The organism is Streptomyces sp. NPDC006435 (assembly GCF_040612315.1).
Taxonomy (GTDB): Bacteria; Actinomycetota; Actinomycetes; order Streptomycetales; family Streptomycetaceae; genus Streptomyces.
Genome location: NZ_JBEXPY010000050.1, coordinates 39,378 through 55,053, shown reverse-complemented (window position 1 = coordinate 55,053; position 15,676 = coordinate 39,378). Strand labels below are relative to the sequence as shown.

The following is a 15,676-nucleotide window of genomic DNA, read 5'->3' as shown; positions in this document are numbered from 1 at the left end:
CCGACCTCGGGCGCCTGGAGGGCGACCTGCTGGTGCTCGGCGCCGGCGGCAAGATGGGCCCCAGCCTGTGCAAGCTGGCCCGCCGGGCGCTGGACGCCGCCGGCCGCACCGACGTGACCGTGTACGCGGTCTCCCGCTGGTCCGACAAGGCCGCGGCCGACGAACTGGAGGCCGCCGGCATCTCCACCGTCGCCTTCGACCTGATGGACCCGGCCGCCGACCTGGCCGCACTGCCGGACGCCGGGAACGTCGTCTTCATGGTCGGCGCCAAATTCGGCTCCGCCGGGGCGCCCTCGCACGCCTGGGCGGTGAACGCCGCCATGCCCGACCGGGTCACACGCCGCTGGCCACGGGCGCGGATCGCCGCGTTCTCCACCGGCAACGTGTACCCACTGGTTCCGGCCGCCTCGGGCGGCTGCACCGAGAGCGACCCCATCGGTCCGGTCGGCGAATACGCCATGTCCTGCCTGGGCCGCGAACGGATCTTCGACCACGCCGCCCTGACCCGCGGCACCAGGGTCGCCAACATCCGCCTCAACTACGCCGTCGACCTCCGCTACGGCGTCCTCGCCGACATCGCCCACCGGGTACACACCGGCGAACCCGTCGACGTGACAACCGGCCACGCCAACGTGGTGTGGCAGGGATACGCCAACGAAGTCGCCCTGCGCTCCCTCCTCCACGCCACCGACAACTCGGCATTCACCCTCAACCTCACCGGCCCCGAAACCGCCTCGGTACGCCGGCTCGCCCAATGGTTCGGCGAGGAGTTCAACCGGGAACCGGTCATCACCGGCGAAGAGGCACCCACCGCACTGCTCTCCGACGCAAGCCTCTGCCACGCACTGTTCGGCTACCCGGACATCCCCCTGCGCACCCTCGTCGAATGGCAGGCCGACTGGCTGCGCCGCGGGCTGCCGCTGTCCGGCAAGCCCACCAAGTTCCAGGTCCGTGACGGAAGGTTCTGATCCACCCCATGTCCACTCCCTCCCTCCTGTCCGGCCCCCCTTCCGGCACTCCCTCCGGCGCCCCTTCCGGTGCTCCCTCCGATGCCCTGGACGTGCTCGCCCGCGGTGCCGTGATCCCCGCGCACCCGCTGGCGCTGCACGACGACGGCTCCTTCGACGAGCGCCGGCAGCGCGCGCTGACCCGCTACTACCTCGCGTCGGGGGCGGGCGGGGTCGCCGTCGCCGTGCACACCACCCAGTTCGAGATCCGCGAGCCGGAGGTCGGACTGTTCCGACCGGTCCTGGAGCTGGCGGCCGAGACGATCGACGCCGAGGCCGGCCGCCCGTTCGTCAAGGTCGCCGGGGCCTGCGGATACACCGCGCAGGCCGTCGCGGAGGCCGAGACCGCGGCCTCGCTCGGCTACGACGCGGTGCTGCTGAGCCCCGCCGTGCCCGGCGCGGACGAGAAGGGGCTGCTGGACCGGGCGCGGGCGGTCGGGGAGGTGCTGCCGGTGATCGGCTTCTACCTCCAGGAGGCCGTCGGCGGGCGCTATCTGTCGCCCGGCTTCTGGTCGGCGTTCACCGACCTGCCGAACACTGCCGCCGTCAAGATCGCCCCGTTCGACCGCTACCGGACCGCCGACGTCGTCCGGGCCGTGGCCGCCGCCGACCGCGCCGCCGAGGTGGCGCTGTACACCGGCAACGACGACGACATCATCGGCGACCTGCTCACCCCGTACGGCACGACGGACGACGGGCCCCGCTGGTTCGCGGGCGGTCTGCTCGGCCAGTGGGCCGTGTGGACGAGCTCCGCGGTGACGCTCCTCGACGACATCCGAAAGGCCCGCGGCGGGGACCACGACGCCATGGTGCGCTGCCTGGGCCGCCGCCCGGAGCTGACCGACGCCAACAGCGCGGTGTTCGACGTGCGCGGCGCGTTCCGCGGCTGCATCGCCGGGGTCCACGAGGTGCTGCGCCGGCAGGGCCTGCTGGCGAACATCCGGTGCCTGGACCCGGCCGAGACGCTCTCCCCGGGACAGGCCGAGGAGATCGGCCGGGTGGCCGCGGCCTACCCCTGGCTGACCGACGACGCCTTCGTCGCGGAGCACCTCGATGCCTGGCTCTCCTGACCCGGCCGACCGGCCCCGGGTGGTCGTCGCCGTGCCGCCCGCGCTGCGCGCCCAGCTGTTCACCGCCGAGGTGTGGCGGGAGCTGGAGCGGGCGGCGGACCTGACGGTCCTGGACGAGCACCGCGACCGGGCGGCGGTGGCGGCGGCGCTGCCCGGCGCCCGTGCGCTGATCACCTCGTGGGGGGCGCCGCGGGTGGACGCCGGGCTCCTCGCGTCGGCCGACCGGCTGGAACTGGTGGCGCACACCGGTTCGGCGGTCGCGCCGTACGTCACCGAGGAGGTGTTCCGGCGGGGCGTCCTGGTCACCCAGGCCGGTGACGAGATGGCCCGCCCGGTCGCCGAGGTCGCGCTCGCGTTCACCCTCGCCCTGCTGCACCGCATCCATCGCTTCGACCACGCCCTGCGCGGCGGGGCGACGTGGGAGGCGGCGGGCCAGGCCCCGCCGCGCCACGAGATCCACGGCAGCGACATCGGGGTGATCGGCGCCTCCCGCACCGGGCGCGCGTACATCGCCCTGGTGCGGGCGATGGGGGCGCGGGTGGGCGTGAGCGACCCGTACCTCTCCGAGGCGGACGCGCGGGAGCTCGGCGTGGAGCGCGTACCGCTCGACGTGCTGCTGTCGCGCAGCCGGATCGTGGCCGTGCACGCCCCGGTCACCGAGGAGACCCACCGGATGATCGGTGCCGCGCAGCTGGCGCTGATGCCGGACGGGGCCGGTCTGGTGAACACCGCGAGGTCGTGGCTGGTCGACGAGGAGGCGCTGCTCACCGAGTTGTCGTCGGGCCGGCTGGACGCGGCGATCGACGTCTTCGACGCGGAGCCGCTGCCGGTGGACCACCCGTTCCGTTCCCTGCCGAACGTGCTGCTCACCCCGCACCAGGCGGCGGGCAGCGTCGAGTGCCGGCAGCGGCTCGGGGCGAGCGCCGTCGACGAGGTGCTGCGCCTGCTCTCCGGGCGGCCGCCGCTGCACGCCGTCACGGCCGACGCCCTCGCCCGTCTGCACTGACCCCCCGACACCCACCACTTTGAGAAGGTTCCTCCCATGCGACTGATGCGCATCGGCGAGCCGGGCCACGAGCGCCCGGTCCTCGTCTGCCCCGAAGGCCGTCACCACGACCTGTCCGGCGTCACCGACGACATCGACGGCGCGTTCCTCGCCGCGCTCGCGGACAACCCGCGGCTGGTCCCCGCCGAGCCCGTACTCCCCGAGATCGACATCACGGGCCTGCGGATCGGCGCCCCGGTGGCCCGGCCCTCCGCGCTGCTGTGCATCGGCCAGAACTACGCGGCCCACGCCGCGGAGTCGGGTGCCGAGCCGCCCGAGCAGCCGATCCTCTTCTACAAGTCGCCGAACACGGTCGTCGGCCCGTACGACGACGTGCTCATCCCGCGCGGTTCGAAGAAGACGGACTGGGAGGTGGAGCTGGCCGTCGTCATCGGCCGCCGCGCCTCCTACCTGGACTCCCCCGCCGACGCCGCCGCGCACATCGCGGGCTACGCCGTCAGCAACGACGTCTCCGAACGTGCCTTCCAGCTGGAGGAGTCGGGCGGTCAGTGGTCCAAGGGCAAGAGCTGTGCCACGTTCAACCCGCTGGGCCCGGTGCTGGTGACGGCCGACGAGGTCGGCGACCCGCAGGACCTGCGGCTGCGCAGCTACGTCAACGGCGAGCCGCGGCAGGACTCCGGCACCGCGGACATGATCTTCAGCGTGGCGCATCTGGTGCACCACCTGTCGCAGTACCTGGTGCTGGAGCCCGGTGACGTCATCAACACCGGTACCCCGCAGGGCGTGGCGCTGTCCGGCCGCTTCCCCTACCTGGGGCCGGGCGACGTCATGGAGGTCGAGATCTCGGGCCTCGGCCGGCAGCGCAGCGTCTGCCGGCCCGCGTAGCACCGGACCGGTCGTGCGAAGGACGGGCGCACGGGGGTTGGGGGCCTCCCGTGCGCCCGCCGGTCTCGGGGTCGCCCGGCGGGCTCCCGCAGCCTGCCGGGCTCTCGGTGCTCCGGGAGCTCAGTCCTCCGGGAGCTCGACCGGGGCGATGTCGTCGAAGACGTCGCCGGGGCCGGGGTTCGTCGGGTCCGTCGCGCCGCCGAACTGGTGCATCACGCCCCACACCGCGTTGAGCGCGGTCTGCACGGCGCCCTCGGCCCATCCGGCCGTCCAGGAGATGTCGTCGCCCGCGAGGAACAGCCCGCGCCGGTCGGCGGGCAGCCGGTCCTGCATGAAGTGGGTGAACAGCCGCCGCTGGTAGCGGTAGTGGCCGGGCAGGTTGGCCTTGAACGCCCCCATGAAGTAGGGCTCGTTCTCCCAGGAGACCGTCACCGGGTTGCCGATGACGTGCTTCCTGATGTCCACGTCCGGGTAGATCTCGCCGAGCGACTTGAGCATGACGTCCATGCGCTCGGCCGGGGAGAGCGGCAGCCACTTCAGGCTGTCGTCGCACCAGGTGTACGAGAGGCAGATGACGGCGGGCCGGTCGGGGCCGTCGTCCAGGAGGTACGTCCCCCGGGTCATCCGGTCGGTGAGCGTCATCGACATGGTGTCCCGGCCGGTCGACTCGTCCTCGTCCAGCCAGAACGGCCGGTCGACCGGGACGAACAGCTTGGACGACTCCATGTAGTGGGTGCGCTCCATCGCCGTCCAGTGGTCGATCGGGAAGAGCGCGTCGTCGCAGTCGACCTTCGAGAGCAGCAGCCAGGACTGCCCGGTGAAGATCGCGGCCGGGTAGGTGCGGATGTCGCCGGTGGCGTCGGTGATGGTGATCCGGTTGCCCGCGGTGCGGTTCATCCGGGTCACGGCCGGGCGCGGCTCGCCGCCGTGCAGTGAGGACAGCGACGTGCCGAGCGGCCAGTGGACGATCTTCTGCGGTTCGCGGTCCCACAGCCGCAGCGGGAGCTGCTGGCTGCCGCCGACGATGCCCCGGTGGTGGTCGTCCGCCTCGGTGTAGACGACGCGCAGGATCTCCAGGATGGAGTTGGGGAAGTCGGTGTCCCAGCCGCCGGTGCCGAAGCCGACCTGGCCGAAGATCTCCCGGTGCCGGAAGGACTTGAAGGCGTCGGAGTCGCAGAGGAAGCCGTAGAAGGTCTGGTTGTCGAGCTTCTCGACGAGCCTCGCCCAGATCTCCCGGATGCGCGGCACGTCGCGCTCGCGCATCGCGCGGTTCATGTCGGAGAAGTCGGCGCCCTCCTCCAGGCAGCGGTTCCAGGCGTCCATCACGTCGCGGTAGACCTGCGGGAGGTCGTCGATGGTCCGCGCGTAGTGGGACTCGCCCTTGAGGTCGACGACGGTCGACGGGGTGGCCGGGGAGAGCGGGTTGGGGAACGGCTTCGTCTCCAGGCCGACCAGGTCGATGTAGTGCTGGAGGGCGGTGGAGGACGGCGGGAAGCGCATCGCGCCCATCTCGGCGGTGAGGTCCGGGTCGCAGCCGTCGAACCCGACGGTGCGCAGCCGGCCGCCGATTTGGTCCGCCTCGTAGACGACGGGCTTGAGCCCCATCTTCATCAGTTCGTACGCGGCGACGATGCCGGAAAGACCGCCGCCGATGACGGCCACCTCGGTCCCGTGCCCAGTCGCCGGTATCTGCCCGAGGCCGGCCGGGTGCGCCAGGAAGTCGTCGTACGCGTAGGGGAAGTCCGGCCCGAACATCGTGATCGGCTCGGCGGCGTCGGTGTGCTGGACGGCGTTGGGCACCGTGGACGTCATGGGGTACGGACTCCTTGCGCGGTGGTGAAAAAGGGTGGAACGGGGGTGCGGGCTCGGGGTCAGGGAGCCGTACGGGCCGGGGTGAGGGAGCCGTACAGACCGGGGCGGCGGTCGCGCAGATACGGGTTGGCGGCGCGCGAGTCGCTCAGGAGGCCGGGGTCCACCTCGCCGACGACCAGTTCCTCGCCGCGTCCGGCGCGGGTGCGGGCGGTGCCGTCGGGCCCGGCCAGGCAGCTCAGTCCGACGAACTCGAACTCGCCCTCCTGCCCCGTCCGGTTGGCGTACGCCACGTACATCTGGTTCTCGAAGGCGCGGACCGGCACGAGGGACTCGGCGACGAACGGGAAGGGGTGCATCAGTGCGGTGGGCACCAGGAGCAGGTCGGTGCCCGCGAGGGCGTGCGCGCGGACGTTCTCCGGGAACTCGACGTCGTAGCAGATCATGATCCCGACGCGTACGCCGTCCAGTTCGGCCTGGACCACGGTCTGCTCGCCCGGGGTGAACCACTTCTGCTCGAAGTCGCCGAACAGGTGCGTCTTGCGGTAGCCGGCCAGTACCGCCCCGTCCGGTCCGACGAGCTGCGCGGCGTTGAAGATCCGCTCGCCCTCGCGTTCCGGGTAGCCGTGGAGGACGGCGAGTCCGTGGCGGGCGGCGATCTCGCCGACGGTCCGGAGGGACGGCCCGTCGGCCGGCTCGGCCAGCCGGTCGACGTCGGCCCCGATCGCGTAGCCGGTCAGGAAGAGCTCGGGGCAGACCAGCAGCCGGGCACCGGCGTCGGCCGCCCGCCGCGCGGCGTCGTCGAGCGCCTCGATGTTCTCGTCCACGTACCCGGGGCGTCCGGAGCTCTGGAGCAGGGCGGTGCGCAACGGCGGCATGGCTGACCTCGGTCGGTACGGGCGGGGCGGGGACGTATCGACGGTACGGTCCGCCGCTCGCGCCGGACAAGACGCGACCGTTGCGCGTGCACCGTCGATCCGTTGCGTGGGCACCGTCTGTTCCGGCGATTCGTTGCGCAGGACGTCTTTGCAGGTCAAGCACGTGATCCAGGTCTCACTGAGACCCCTGGGGCCGTGCCGGCAGGCGGGGCTCCGGGCCGCTACTCGGGCACGCCCGACGAGTACCGCCGCAGCAGCGGCGACAGCACCAGGACGGACTTGGTGCGCTCCACGTAGGGTTCGCCCGCGATCCGCTCCAGCACCTGCTCGAAGTGGCGCATGTCCGCGGCGAAGACCTGCACGATCGCGTCGGCGTCGCCGGTCACCGTGGAGGCCGACGCGATCTCCGGGTACCGGGCGAGGCCCTGCTTGATCGCCTCCGGCGAGGTGTTGCGGCTGCAGTAGATCTCGATGAACCCCTCGGTCTCCCAGCCCAGCGCCGCCGGGTCCACCCGGACCGTGAAGCCGGTGATGGCGCCCTCGGCGCGCAGCCGGTCCACCCGGCGTTTCACGGCGGGCGCGGACAGGCCGATCATGGCTCCGATGTCCGCGTAGGAGCGCCGGGCGTCTTCGGCGAGGGCGTGGACGATGCGTTCGTCGAGGTCGTTCAGGCGCACGGCGGGCGGTTCACTTCTCTGCGATGGCCGGTGTCGGGGCGGCACGGGCCGCCACCGAAGTAGACCACGGCCCCGCGCCGTCCGGCGCGCCCACCACGGCGACGGCCGTGCCGCCCCGTCCCGGACGGCCGGGACGGGGCGGCACGGCCGCGGAGAGGTCGAAACGGTGGAACGGCGGAACGCTCAGAACGGGAACCGCGAGCGGCCGTGCTGCACCGAGATCCACTTCTGGGTGGTGAATGCCTCGACCATCGAGTCGCCGTTGAGCCGGCCGAGACCCGAGTTCTTCTCGCCGCCGAACGGGACGATGGGCTCGTCGTGGACCGTGCCGTCGTTGATGTGGATCATGCCGGTGCGGATGCGCTGTCCGACCCGGACGCCGCGCTCGATGTTGCCGGTGTGCACCGCGCCGCTCAGCCCGTACGGGGTGTCGTTGGCGATCCGGACCGCCTCGTCCTCGCCGTCGAACGGCACGAGGAGCGCGACCGGGCCGAAGATCTCCTGGGACAGGACGGGGGAATCGGCGGCCAGCCCGGTCAGCACGGACGGGCTCACCAGGTTGCCCTCGGTCCGGCCGTGCAGCAGCGCCGTGGCACCGGCCTCCACGGTCTGCTCCACGAGCGAGGAGACGGCCTCGGCCTGCGAGGAGTTGATCAGCGGGCCGATGACGGTCTCGGGGTCGGCCGGGTCGCCCACCTTGAGGGAGGCGACCTTCGCGACGAACTTCTCGGTGAACTCCTTCTCCACCTTCCGGTCGACCAGGATCCGGTTGGCGGCCATGCAGACCTGGCCCTGATGCACGTACCGGCTGAAGACGGCCGCGTCCACGGCGTAGTCCAGGTCGGCGTCGTCGAGGACGATCAGCGCGCTGTTGCCGCCGAGTTCGAGCACGGCGCGCTTGAGGTTCGCCGCGCACACCTTGGCGACGTACCGGCCCACCTTGTCCGAGCCGGTGAAGGAGATGAGCCGGGGCACGGGGTGCTCCAGCAGCGCGTCACCGATCTCGGCGATGTCGGTGACCACGACGTTCAGCAGACCGGCGGGCAGCCCCGCCTCCTCGAACACCTTCGCCACCAGCGTGCCGCCGCAGACCGGGGTGTTCTGGTGCGGCTTGAGCACCACGGCGTTTCCGAGCGCCAGGGCGGGGGCCACGGACTTCAGCGACAGCAGGAACGGGAAGTTGAAGGGGCTGATGACCCCGACGACACCGACGGGCATCCGGTAGACCCGGTTCTCCTTGCCCTCGGTCGGCGAGGGCAGTATCTGTCCCGAGGGCCGCAGCGCGAGCTGGATCGACTCCCGCAGGAACTCCTTGGCCAGGTGCAGCTCGAAGCCCGCCTTCACCCGGGTGCCGCCCAGCTCCGCGACGATCGCGTCGCCGATCTCCGCCTCGCGCTCCTCGACGACGCGCAGCGCCCGCTCCAGCACCAGCCGGCGGGCGTACGGGTTGGTCTCGCCCCAGGCCTGCTGGGCGGCCTCCGCCGCGCGGTACGCCTGGTCCACCTCGCCGGCCGTGGCGACCGTGATCTCGGCGAGCTTCTCCCCGTTGTACGGGTTGAAGTCGATGATGTCCCAGGATCCCTTGCCCGGCCTCCATTCTCCGTCGATGTACTGCTGGGCCAGGTCGGTGAAGAAGGACATGAGATCCCTTACCACAGAGGAACAGGAAGCTGATTGTGGTTCATGTTACTTACATTCCAACGGGGTTGATGCGCACTGCCGTGCCATGAATTGACAGGAACCGGACACCCTCGGTCCCCGGCGTCCGCCCCCGGACGCACAGGTGCCCCTCCGGGCTCGAACGGCCCGGAGGGGCACCTGTTTCACGGACCTCACGGATCTTGCCGGCCCCCGGGAATCCCGAGGATCCCGGGGATCCCGAGGACCTCGGGGGTCAGCTCCAGCTGGCGTGCAGCGGCTTGCCCTCGGCGTATCCGGCGGCGCTCTGCACCCCGACGACCGCCTTCTCGGCAAACTCCGCCAGGGAGGCCGCTCCGGCGTAGGTGCAGGAGGAGCGGACGCCCGCGATGATCGAGTCGATCAGGTCCTCGACGCCGGGCCTGGCCGGGTCGAGGAACATCCGCGAGGTGGAGATGCCCTCCTCGAAGAGCGCCTTGCGGGCCCGGTCGTACGCGGACTCGTCCGAGGTGCGGTTCTTCACGGCGCGCGCGGACGCCATGCCGAAGGACTCCTTGTAGAGGCGGCCGTCGGCGGACTGCTGGAGGTCGCCGGGCGACTCGTACGTACCGGCGAACCAGGAGCCGATCATCACGTTGGAGGCACCGGCGGCGAGCGCCATGGCGACGTCGCGCGGGTGGCGCACCCCGCCGTCCGCCCAGACGTGCTTGCCGTGCCTGCGGGCCTCGGCGGCGCACTCCAGCACCGCGGAGAACTGCGGACGGCCCACTCCGGTCATCATCCGGGTGGTGCACATGGCGCCGGGGCCGACACCGACCTTGATGATGTCCGCGCCGGCCTCGACGAGGTCGCGCACGCCCTCGGCGGCGACGATGTTGCCCGCCACGATCGGCACCTTCGGGTCGAGCGCGCGCACGGCCCGGACCGCGTTGATCATGGATTCCTGGTGGCCGTGGGCGGTGTCCACGACGAGCGTGTCGACCCCCGCGTCGAGGAGCTGCGCGGCCTTGCCCGCGACGTCGCCGTTGATGCCGACGGCGGCGGCGACCCGCAGCCGGCCCCCGGCGTCGGTGGCGGGGGTGTACAGGGTGGCGCGCAGGGCGGCCTTGCGGGTGAGGATGCCGACGAGCCGGCCGTCCGCGTCGACCGCGGGGGCGAGCTTGCGGTTGGCGCCGTCGAGCCGGTTGAACGCGTCGCGCGGATCGATGTCCGCGTCGAGCAGCACCAGGTCCTTGGACATGACCTCGGAGAGCTGGGTGAAGCGGTCGACGCCGTTCAGGTCGTGCTCCGTGACCACGCCGACGGGCCGGTGCTCCCCGTCGACGACGACGCCCGCGCCGTGCGCGCGCTTGGGGAGCAGGGACAGTGCGTCGGCGACCGTCTGGCCCGGGGCCAGCACGATCGGCGTGTCGAGCACCAGGTGGCGCGTTTTCACCCAGGAGATGACGTCGGTGACGACCTCGATCGGGATGTCCTGGGGGATGACGACGAGGCCACCCCGACGGGCGACGGTTTCGGCCATCCGGCGGCCCGCGATGGCAGTCATGTTCGCGACGACGAGCGGAATGGTGGTGCCGGTGCCGTCGGGCGAGGAGAGGTCGACACCCTGGCGGGAACCGACCGCGGAACGGCCCGGAACCATGAAGACATCGTCGTACGTGAGGTCGTACGGGACCGAGGGGGAATCTGTGTAGCGACCGGTGCCGGGCTCAAGAAAACGCATAAGACTCATTTTTTCATACGAAATAGAGCAGGTCGCCCCCAGCAAGACACAACAAATGACCCCCGCGTTCGTATGTTCCTCCGAAAGGAATCGGCGGGGGCCCCGGACAAGCGGAACCCGTCTTGCCGGGTGACCCTACCCGAAGCGCTTTCGAATCATTCGCGATCATCTTCCCTGGACCTGGTGACAAGGGGTCAGGTAGCTTCAAATCCGCAGGTCCCGTGGGTCACGACTACGCCCCGGAGGAACAGTCGGAAGGGTCACAACTTCCGTCACCCGTACGACCGGAGAGGATCACGACCCACCCGTGGAGAGCGAACTGCCGGACATCTACTGCCCGTTCCCCCAACGGACCAACCCGCACGTCGGGCACACCCGGATCCACCTCGCCGAATGGATCCGCGACACCGGTCTGGTGCACCGGGATTCAGCCAGGGAGCGCTTCGAACAGGCGGACTTCGGAGCGTTCGTCGGCATGGTCTACCCGACCGCCGACAGCAAGAACCTCGACCTCGTCGCCGACTGGTTCGTGTGGCTGTTCCTCGTCGACGACCAGCTCGACGACGGCCATCTCGGCCGCAGCCCGGAGCGGGTGCGGGACGTGGTCGACGTGATGCGTTCCGTGATCGAGAGCCCCGGTCCGGTCGTCCTGCCGGACGAGGAGCTGCCCGCGGCCGTGATCGCCCTGGCCGACCTGTGGGAACGCACCACGCCCGGCACGGCCGCGCACTGGCGCACCCGGTTCGCCTGGCACGTGACCACCTACCTCACGACGGCCACCACCTGGGAGGCCGGCAACCGGGCCGCGGGCGTGGTGCCGTCCGAGGAGACGTACATCGCCAAGCGGCGCCATACCGGCGCGATACATGTCTGCATGGACCTGATAGAGATCGTGGCCGGCATCGAGGCCCCCGAGTCGATACACAACGACTCCCGGTTCATCACCGCGCTGGAAGCCTCGTGCAACGTCGTGTGCTGGGCCAACGACGTGTACTCCTACGAGAAGGAGCAGGTGCTCGGGGAGATCCACAACCTGGTCCACCTGGTCCGGCACCACCGCGGCCACGGCAAGCGGCAGGCGCTCGAACACGTCTGCTCGGAGATCGAGACGGAGACCCGGCGCTTCCTCGCCGCGGAGGCCGAGCTGCTGGCGGCCTACCCCCAGCTGTCGTGGATGCTCGCGCCGTACCTGGACGGGATGCGGAGCTGGATGCGCGGCAACCTGGACTGGTCGCGGCAGACCCCCCGCTACAACCCGGCCGACGTGGGTCAGTACGAGGAGCCCGAGGAGTACCTGGAGGCGACGGTCCTGGGCGTGACCCCGGAGTGAGACCGCCGCGGACCTCGCAGGAGGCCCCCCGCCCGGCACCTCGTGCCGGGCGGGGGGCCTCCTGCCGTTTCCCCGGCCCCGGTCAGTCGCCGTCCGGGTCGGCCCGCTCCAGCGCCGGACGCTGCGGCGCCGGCGACTCCGTCAGCAGGTAGTCGGCCGCCGCCGTGTCCGTCACCAGGCTGGTGACCAGCCCGGACCTCAGCACCGCGCCGATTGCCGCGGCCTTGCGCTGGCCGCCCGCGATCGCCACCACCTCGGGGATCCGGCGCAGCCGGTCCGCCTCGACCGTGATGCACCGCTCCCCCAGGTCCCGGCCGACCCGGCGCCCCTCGGTGTCGAAGAGGTGCGCGGACATCTCCGCGGCGACGCCGAGCGACGCGTAGTGCGCCCGCTCCTCGTCCGAGAGCATGTCGTGGACGGTCGAGATGCCCGGCTCCCAGGAACCGATGGAGACCGCGGCGACGGTCACCTTGTCGAAGTAATCGAAGGCACGGGCGATACCGGTCTGGTGCCGCAGCGCGGCGGCCGTGGCCGGGTCGGGCAGCAGCATCGGGGCGTAGATGGGGTGGGCCTCGCCGCCCGACACCTGCGCCGCCCGCCGGACCGCCTCGACCGAGCCGCGCTCGGCCGTCCCCGCGTCGTACACCCCGGTGAGCTGCACGACCGTGCACGGCGGCAGCCGGTCGAGCGCCGCCGCCATGTGGATGGTCGACCGGCCCCAGGCCAGGCCGAGCACATCGCCCTCGTTCACCAGTTCGCCGAGGAGATCGGCCGCGACCTCGCCCAGGTTCTCCGGGTCGGGTGCGTCGTCCTGCTCCTCCGCGGGGGATTCGACGACGACCGCGTGGCGCAGCCCGTAGCGGGCCCGGAGCGCGTCGGAGCGCTCGGCGTCCAGCTCGGCGGGAACGCGGATCTCGATCCGTACGAGGTCGCGCTCAAGAGCCGTCTCCAGGACCCGGGCCACCTTGAAACGGCTGACGCCGAACTCCTCGGCGATCTGGATCTTCGACTTTCCCTCGAGGTAGAAGCGGCGGGCCATGGCCGCCGCCTGCACCAGCTCCGCGGGCCCCATCCGCAGGGCGGACCGGCCCGCCGACATTGCAGACACCGCGATCTCCTCACTGCTGTTCACACTCTCGATACGCCGTTCATCCTGTCAGATCCGGCGCTCCCTGATCGGTCCCGTCGGACCGAGTTCATCTGCCCTTGGCCGGGCCGACCCGCGAACGGAAACCCGAGCGTTCCGGACGTCAGTGACCGCAGACCCGGGCTGCGGAGGCTGCGGCCCCCTCGGCCCTGGCGCGCAGCGCCCGCACCGCTTCGGCCGGGTCCTTCGCCCCGTACACCGCGGAACCCGCGACGAACACGTCCGCTCCGGCCTCGGCGCACCGCTCGATGGTGGACTCGGAGACCCCGCCGTCGACCTGGAGCCACAGTTCGAGGCCGTGCTTGGAGATCAGCTCACGGGTGCGGCGGATCTTCGGCAGCATGATGTCCAGGAACGCCTGGCCGCCGAAGCCCGGCTCCACCGTCATGATCAGCAGCATGTCGAGCTCGGGCAGCAGGTCCTCGTACGGCTCGATCGGCGTCGCGGGCTTGAGCGCCATGGAGGCACGGGCCCCCTTGGCCCGGATCTCCCGCGCCAGCCGCACGGGCGCCGCCGCGGCCTCCACGTGGAAGGTGACGGAGCCCGCACCGGCCTCGACGTACTGCGGCGCCCAGCGGTCCGCGTCCTCGATCATCAGATGACAGTCCAGCGGGGTGTCCGTGGCCCGGCTGAGCGATTCCACGATCGGCACGCCGAGGGTCAGGTTGGGCACGAAGTGGTTGTCCATCACATCGACATGGAGCCAGTCGGCACCTTCGACTGCCTTCGCCTCCTCGGCGAGGCGGGCGAAGTCGGCGGACAGGATGCTGGGGTTGATCTGGGCCATGTGCCAAGCCTGCCATGTTCCGCGCCGCTTCCCCGCCCCGGTGCGAGCCAAAGCCTCACGGGATCATTACAGTTCGCGCGATCCGGGGGCTCCCGGCCGCACGATCCGGACGTTTCGGCCCCGGACGGGCGCCCCGGGGCCGCCGTTGCAGGAACACGCAGCGGGGCCCCGGGCCGACCGGGTTCTCAGGCGGTGCGCCGCAGCAGCGCCAGGTACATCGCGTCCGTGCCGTGCAGGTGCGGCCACAGCTGGACGTCCGGGCCGTCGCCCAGCGCGGGCACCCCCGGCATCAGCGGGCGGGCGTCCACCCACTCCGCCTCCACGGACCGGCCGCCGCGCCCCCTGAGCACGTCCTCGACGACGACCCGGGTCTCCGCGAGGTGCGGCGAACAGGTCGCGTAGCCGACGACGCCGCCGACCCGCACCGCCGCCAACGCCTCGCGCAGCAGCGACCGTTGCAGCGGGGCGAAGTTCTCCAGGTCCTCCCTGCGACGACGCCAGCGCGCCTCCGGGCGGCGGCGCAGCGCGCCGAGGCCGGAGCACGGCACGTCCATCAGCACCCGGTCGAAGCTTCCCGGCCGCCACGGCGGGCGGGTGCCGTCGGCGGTGATCACCTGGTACGGGCCGGGGTTGCCGGACAGGGCGCGCTCGACGAGGCGGGCCCGGTGCGGCTGCTTCTCGGCTGCGAGCAGGGCGGCGCCCCGTCCGGCGGCCAGCGCACCGAGCAGGGCGGCCTTTCCGCCCGGCCCCGCGCAGCCGTCGAGCCAGCGGCTGTCGCTCCCCTCCACGGGGGCGTTGGCCAGGGCCAGGGCGACCAGCTGGCTGCCCTCGTCCTGGACCCCGGCCCGGCCCTCCCGGACCGCGTCCAGGGCGCCGGGCTCGCCGCCCTCCGCCATCCGCACGGCATGCGGCGACCAGCGGCCGGGCAGGCCGTTCCCGTCGCCGAGGGCGGTGAGCAGTTCGTCGGTGGTGGCGCGGCCGGGGCGGGCGACCAGGGTGACCTCGGGCCGTTCGTTGTCCGCCTCCAGGAGGTCCTCGATCCCGGCCCGGCCGCCGCCCAGTGCGTCCCACAGGGCGGAGACGATCCAGCGCGGATGCGAGTGCACGATCGCGAGGTGGTCCTCGGGGTCCTCCTCGTAGGAGGGGGCCACCCGTGCGACCCAGCCGTCGAGGTCGTCGGCGGAGACCTTCCGCAGTACGGCGTTGACGAACTTGGCCCGGCCCTCGCCGAGCACCACCCGGGCCAGTTCCACGCTGGCGGAGACCGCGGCGTGGGTGGGGATGCGGGTGCCGAGCAGTTGGTGCACGCCCATGTCGATCACGTCCAGGACCGGCGGGTCGACCTCGCGCAGCGGCCGGTCGATGCAGGCCGCGACGATCGCGTCGTACGTCCCCTGGCGGCGCAGCGTCCCGTAGACCAGCTCGGTCGCCAGCGCCGCGTCCCGGTGGTCGAAGTCGCCCTTGGCGCGGGCCTTCTTCAGCAGCGGGGGCAGGACGAGGTTGGCGTACGCGTCGCGTTCGTCGACGGCCCTGAGCGCCTCGAAGGCGAGGAACCGGACCGGATCCTTCTTGGGGCGGCGATGCGGCTTGGCGGGACGGCGACGCTGCTGGTCGTTCACGTGAAAGGTGCTCCGCTGACGGTCGAGAGGACGAATCCTCCCAGCGTATCGCCGCCCGGGCGGTGAAGGGCCCCGGCGCCCGCCGGCCGGCCTCCGGCCG

Annotated in this window: 13 protein-coding genes; 5 read left to right on the top strand and 8 right to left on the bottom strand. The window is 71.8% G+C overall.

Annotated elements, in window-relative coordinates; genetic code table 11:
• From ABZZ04_RS33225 to ABZZ04_RS33210, 4 genes are all read left to right on the top strand, one after another.
• Positions 1-968, top strand: a 968-nt coding sequence (locus tag ABZZ04_RS33225) for an NAD-dependent epimerase/dehydratase family protein (RefSeq protein ID WP_356935945.1), incomplete at its 5' end; no start/stop codon positions are given.
• A gap of 8 nt (positions 969-976) precedes the next feature.
• A complete protein-coding gene (locus ABZZ04_RS33220) occupies positions 977-2,077 on the top strand; it encodes a dihydrodipicolinate synthase family protein (protein WP_356935944.1) in 1,101 nt (366 codons plus the stop codon).
• Positions 2,061-3,083: a hydroxyacid dehydrogenase gene (locus tag ABZZ04_RS33215; protein WP_356935943.1), complete on the top strand. Its 1,023-nt coding sequence runs from the start codon at positions 2,061-2,063 to the stop codon at positions 3,081-3,083. Before ABZZ04_RS33220 ends, ABZZ04_RS33215 begins: the two co-directional genes overlap by 17 nt.
• Before the next feature lie 36 nt (positions 3,084-3,119).
• Positions 3,120-3,968 (top strand): fumarylacetoacetate hydrolase family protein, encoded by an 849-nt coding sequence (locus ABZZ04_RS33210; protein WP_356935942.1) that lies wholly within the window; start codon positions 3,120-3,122, stop codon positions 3,966-3,968.
• A gap of 120 nt (positions 3,969-4,088) precedes the next feature.
• Here ABZZ04_RS33210 and ABZZ04_RS33205 read toward each other — a convergent pair whose 3' ends face one another.
• The 5 genes from ABZZ04_RS33205 to ABZZ04_RS33185 all read right to left on the bottom strand — a co-directional run bounded on the left by ABZZ04_RS33205 (position 4,089) and on the right by ABZZ04_RS33185 (position 10,693).
• Entirely contained in the window at positions 4,089-5,780 is a 1,692-nt protein-coding gene (locus ABZZ04_RS33205; protein ID WP_356935941.1) for an NAD(P)/FAD-dependent oxidoreductase, read from the bottom strand.
• Between the two features lie 59 nt (positions 5,781-5,839).
• Positions 5,840-6,655 (bottom strand): carbon-nitrogen hydrolase family protein, encoded by an 816-nt coding sequence (locus tag ABZZ04_RS33200; protein WP_356935940.1) that lies wholly within the window; start codon positions 6,653-6,655, stop codon positions 5,840-5,842.
• A 221-nt stretch (positions 6,656-6,876) separates the two neighbouring features.
• On the bottom strand, positions 6,877-7,332 hold the full coding sequence (locus tag ABZZ04_RS33195; RefSeq protein ID WP_283850625.1) for an Lrp/AsnC family transcriptional regulator: 456 nt from the start codon (positions 7,330-7,332) through the stop codon (positions 6,877-6,879).
• Between the two features lie 183 nt (positions 7,333-7,515).
• A complete protein-coding gene (locus ABZZ04_RS33190) occupies positions 7,516-8,973 on the bottom strand; it encodes an aldehyde dehydrogenase family protein (RefSeq protein WP_356935939.1) in 1,458 nt (485 codons plus the stop codon).
• 253 nt (positions 8,974-9,226) lie between these two features.
• The gene (locus ABZZ04_RS33185) at positions 9,227-10,693 is read right to left on the bottom strand and encodes a GuaB1 family IMP dehydrogenase-related protein (protein WP_356935938.1); all 1,467 of its coding nucleotides are present in this window, start codon (positions 10,691-10,693) and stop codon (positions 9,227-9,229) included.
• Positions 10,694-11,000: 307 nt separating this feature from the next.
• Between ABZZ04_RS33185 and ABZZ04_RS33180 the strand changes: the two genes are divergently transcribed.
• Positions 11,001-12,023 carry a terpene cyclase gene (locus ABZZ04_RS33180; protein ID WP_356935937.1) on the top strand — a complete coding sequence of 341 codons (1,023 nt, stop codon included), beginning with the start codon at positions 11,001-11,003 and terminating at the stop codon, positions 12,021-12,023.
• A gap of 82 nt (positions 12,024-12,105) precedes the next feature.
• On the opposite strand, the gene ABZZ04_RS33175 is transcribed toward ABZZ04_RS33180, so the two are convergent.
• The 3 genes from ABZZ04_RS33175 to ABZZ04_RS33165 all read right to left on the bottom strand — a co-directional run bounded on the left by ABZZ04_RS33175 (position 12,106) and on the right by ABZZ04_RS33165 (position 15,576).
• Positions 12,106-13,122 carry a sugar-binding domain-containing protein gene (locus ABZZ04_RS33175; protein ID WP_148835559.1) on the bottom strand — a complete coding sequence of 339 codons (1,017 nt, stop codon included), beginning with the start codon at positions 13,120-13,122 and terminating at the stop codon, positions 12,106-12,108.
• A gap of 151 nt (positions 13,123-13,273) precedes the next feature.
• Complete coding sequence (rpe, locus tag ABZZ04_RS33170) at positions 13,274-13,957, bottom strand: ribulose-phosphate 3-epimerase (protein ID WP_356935936.1); 684 nt, start codon at positions 13,955-13,957, stop codon at positions 13,274-13,276.
• Positions 13,958-14,142: 185 nt separating this feature from the next.
• The gene (locus ABZZ04_RS33165; RefSeq protein ID WP_356935935.1) at positions 14,143-15,576 is read right to left on the bottom strand and encodes a transcription antitermination factor NusB; all 1,434 of its coding nucleotides are present in this window, start codon (positions 15,574-15,576) and stop codon (positions 14,143-14,145) included.
• Between the last annotated feature and the right edge of the window lie 100 nt (positions 15,577-15,676).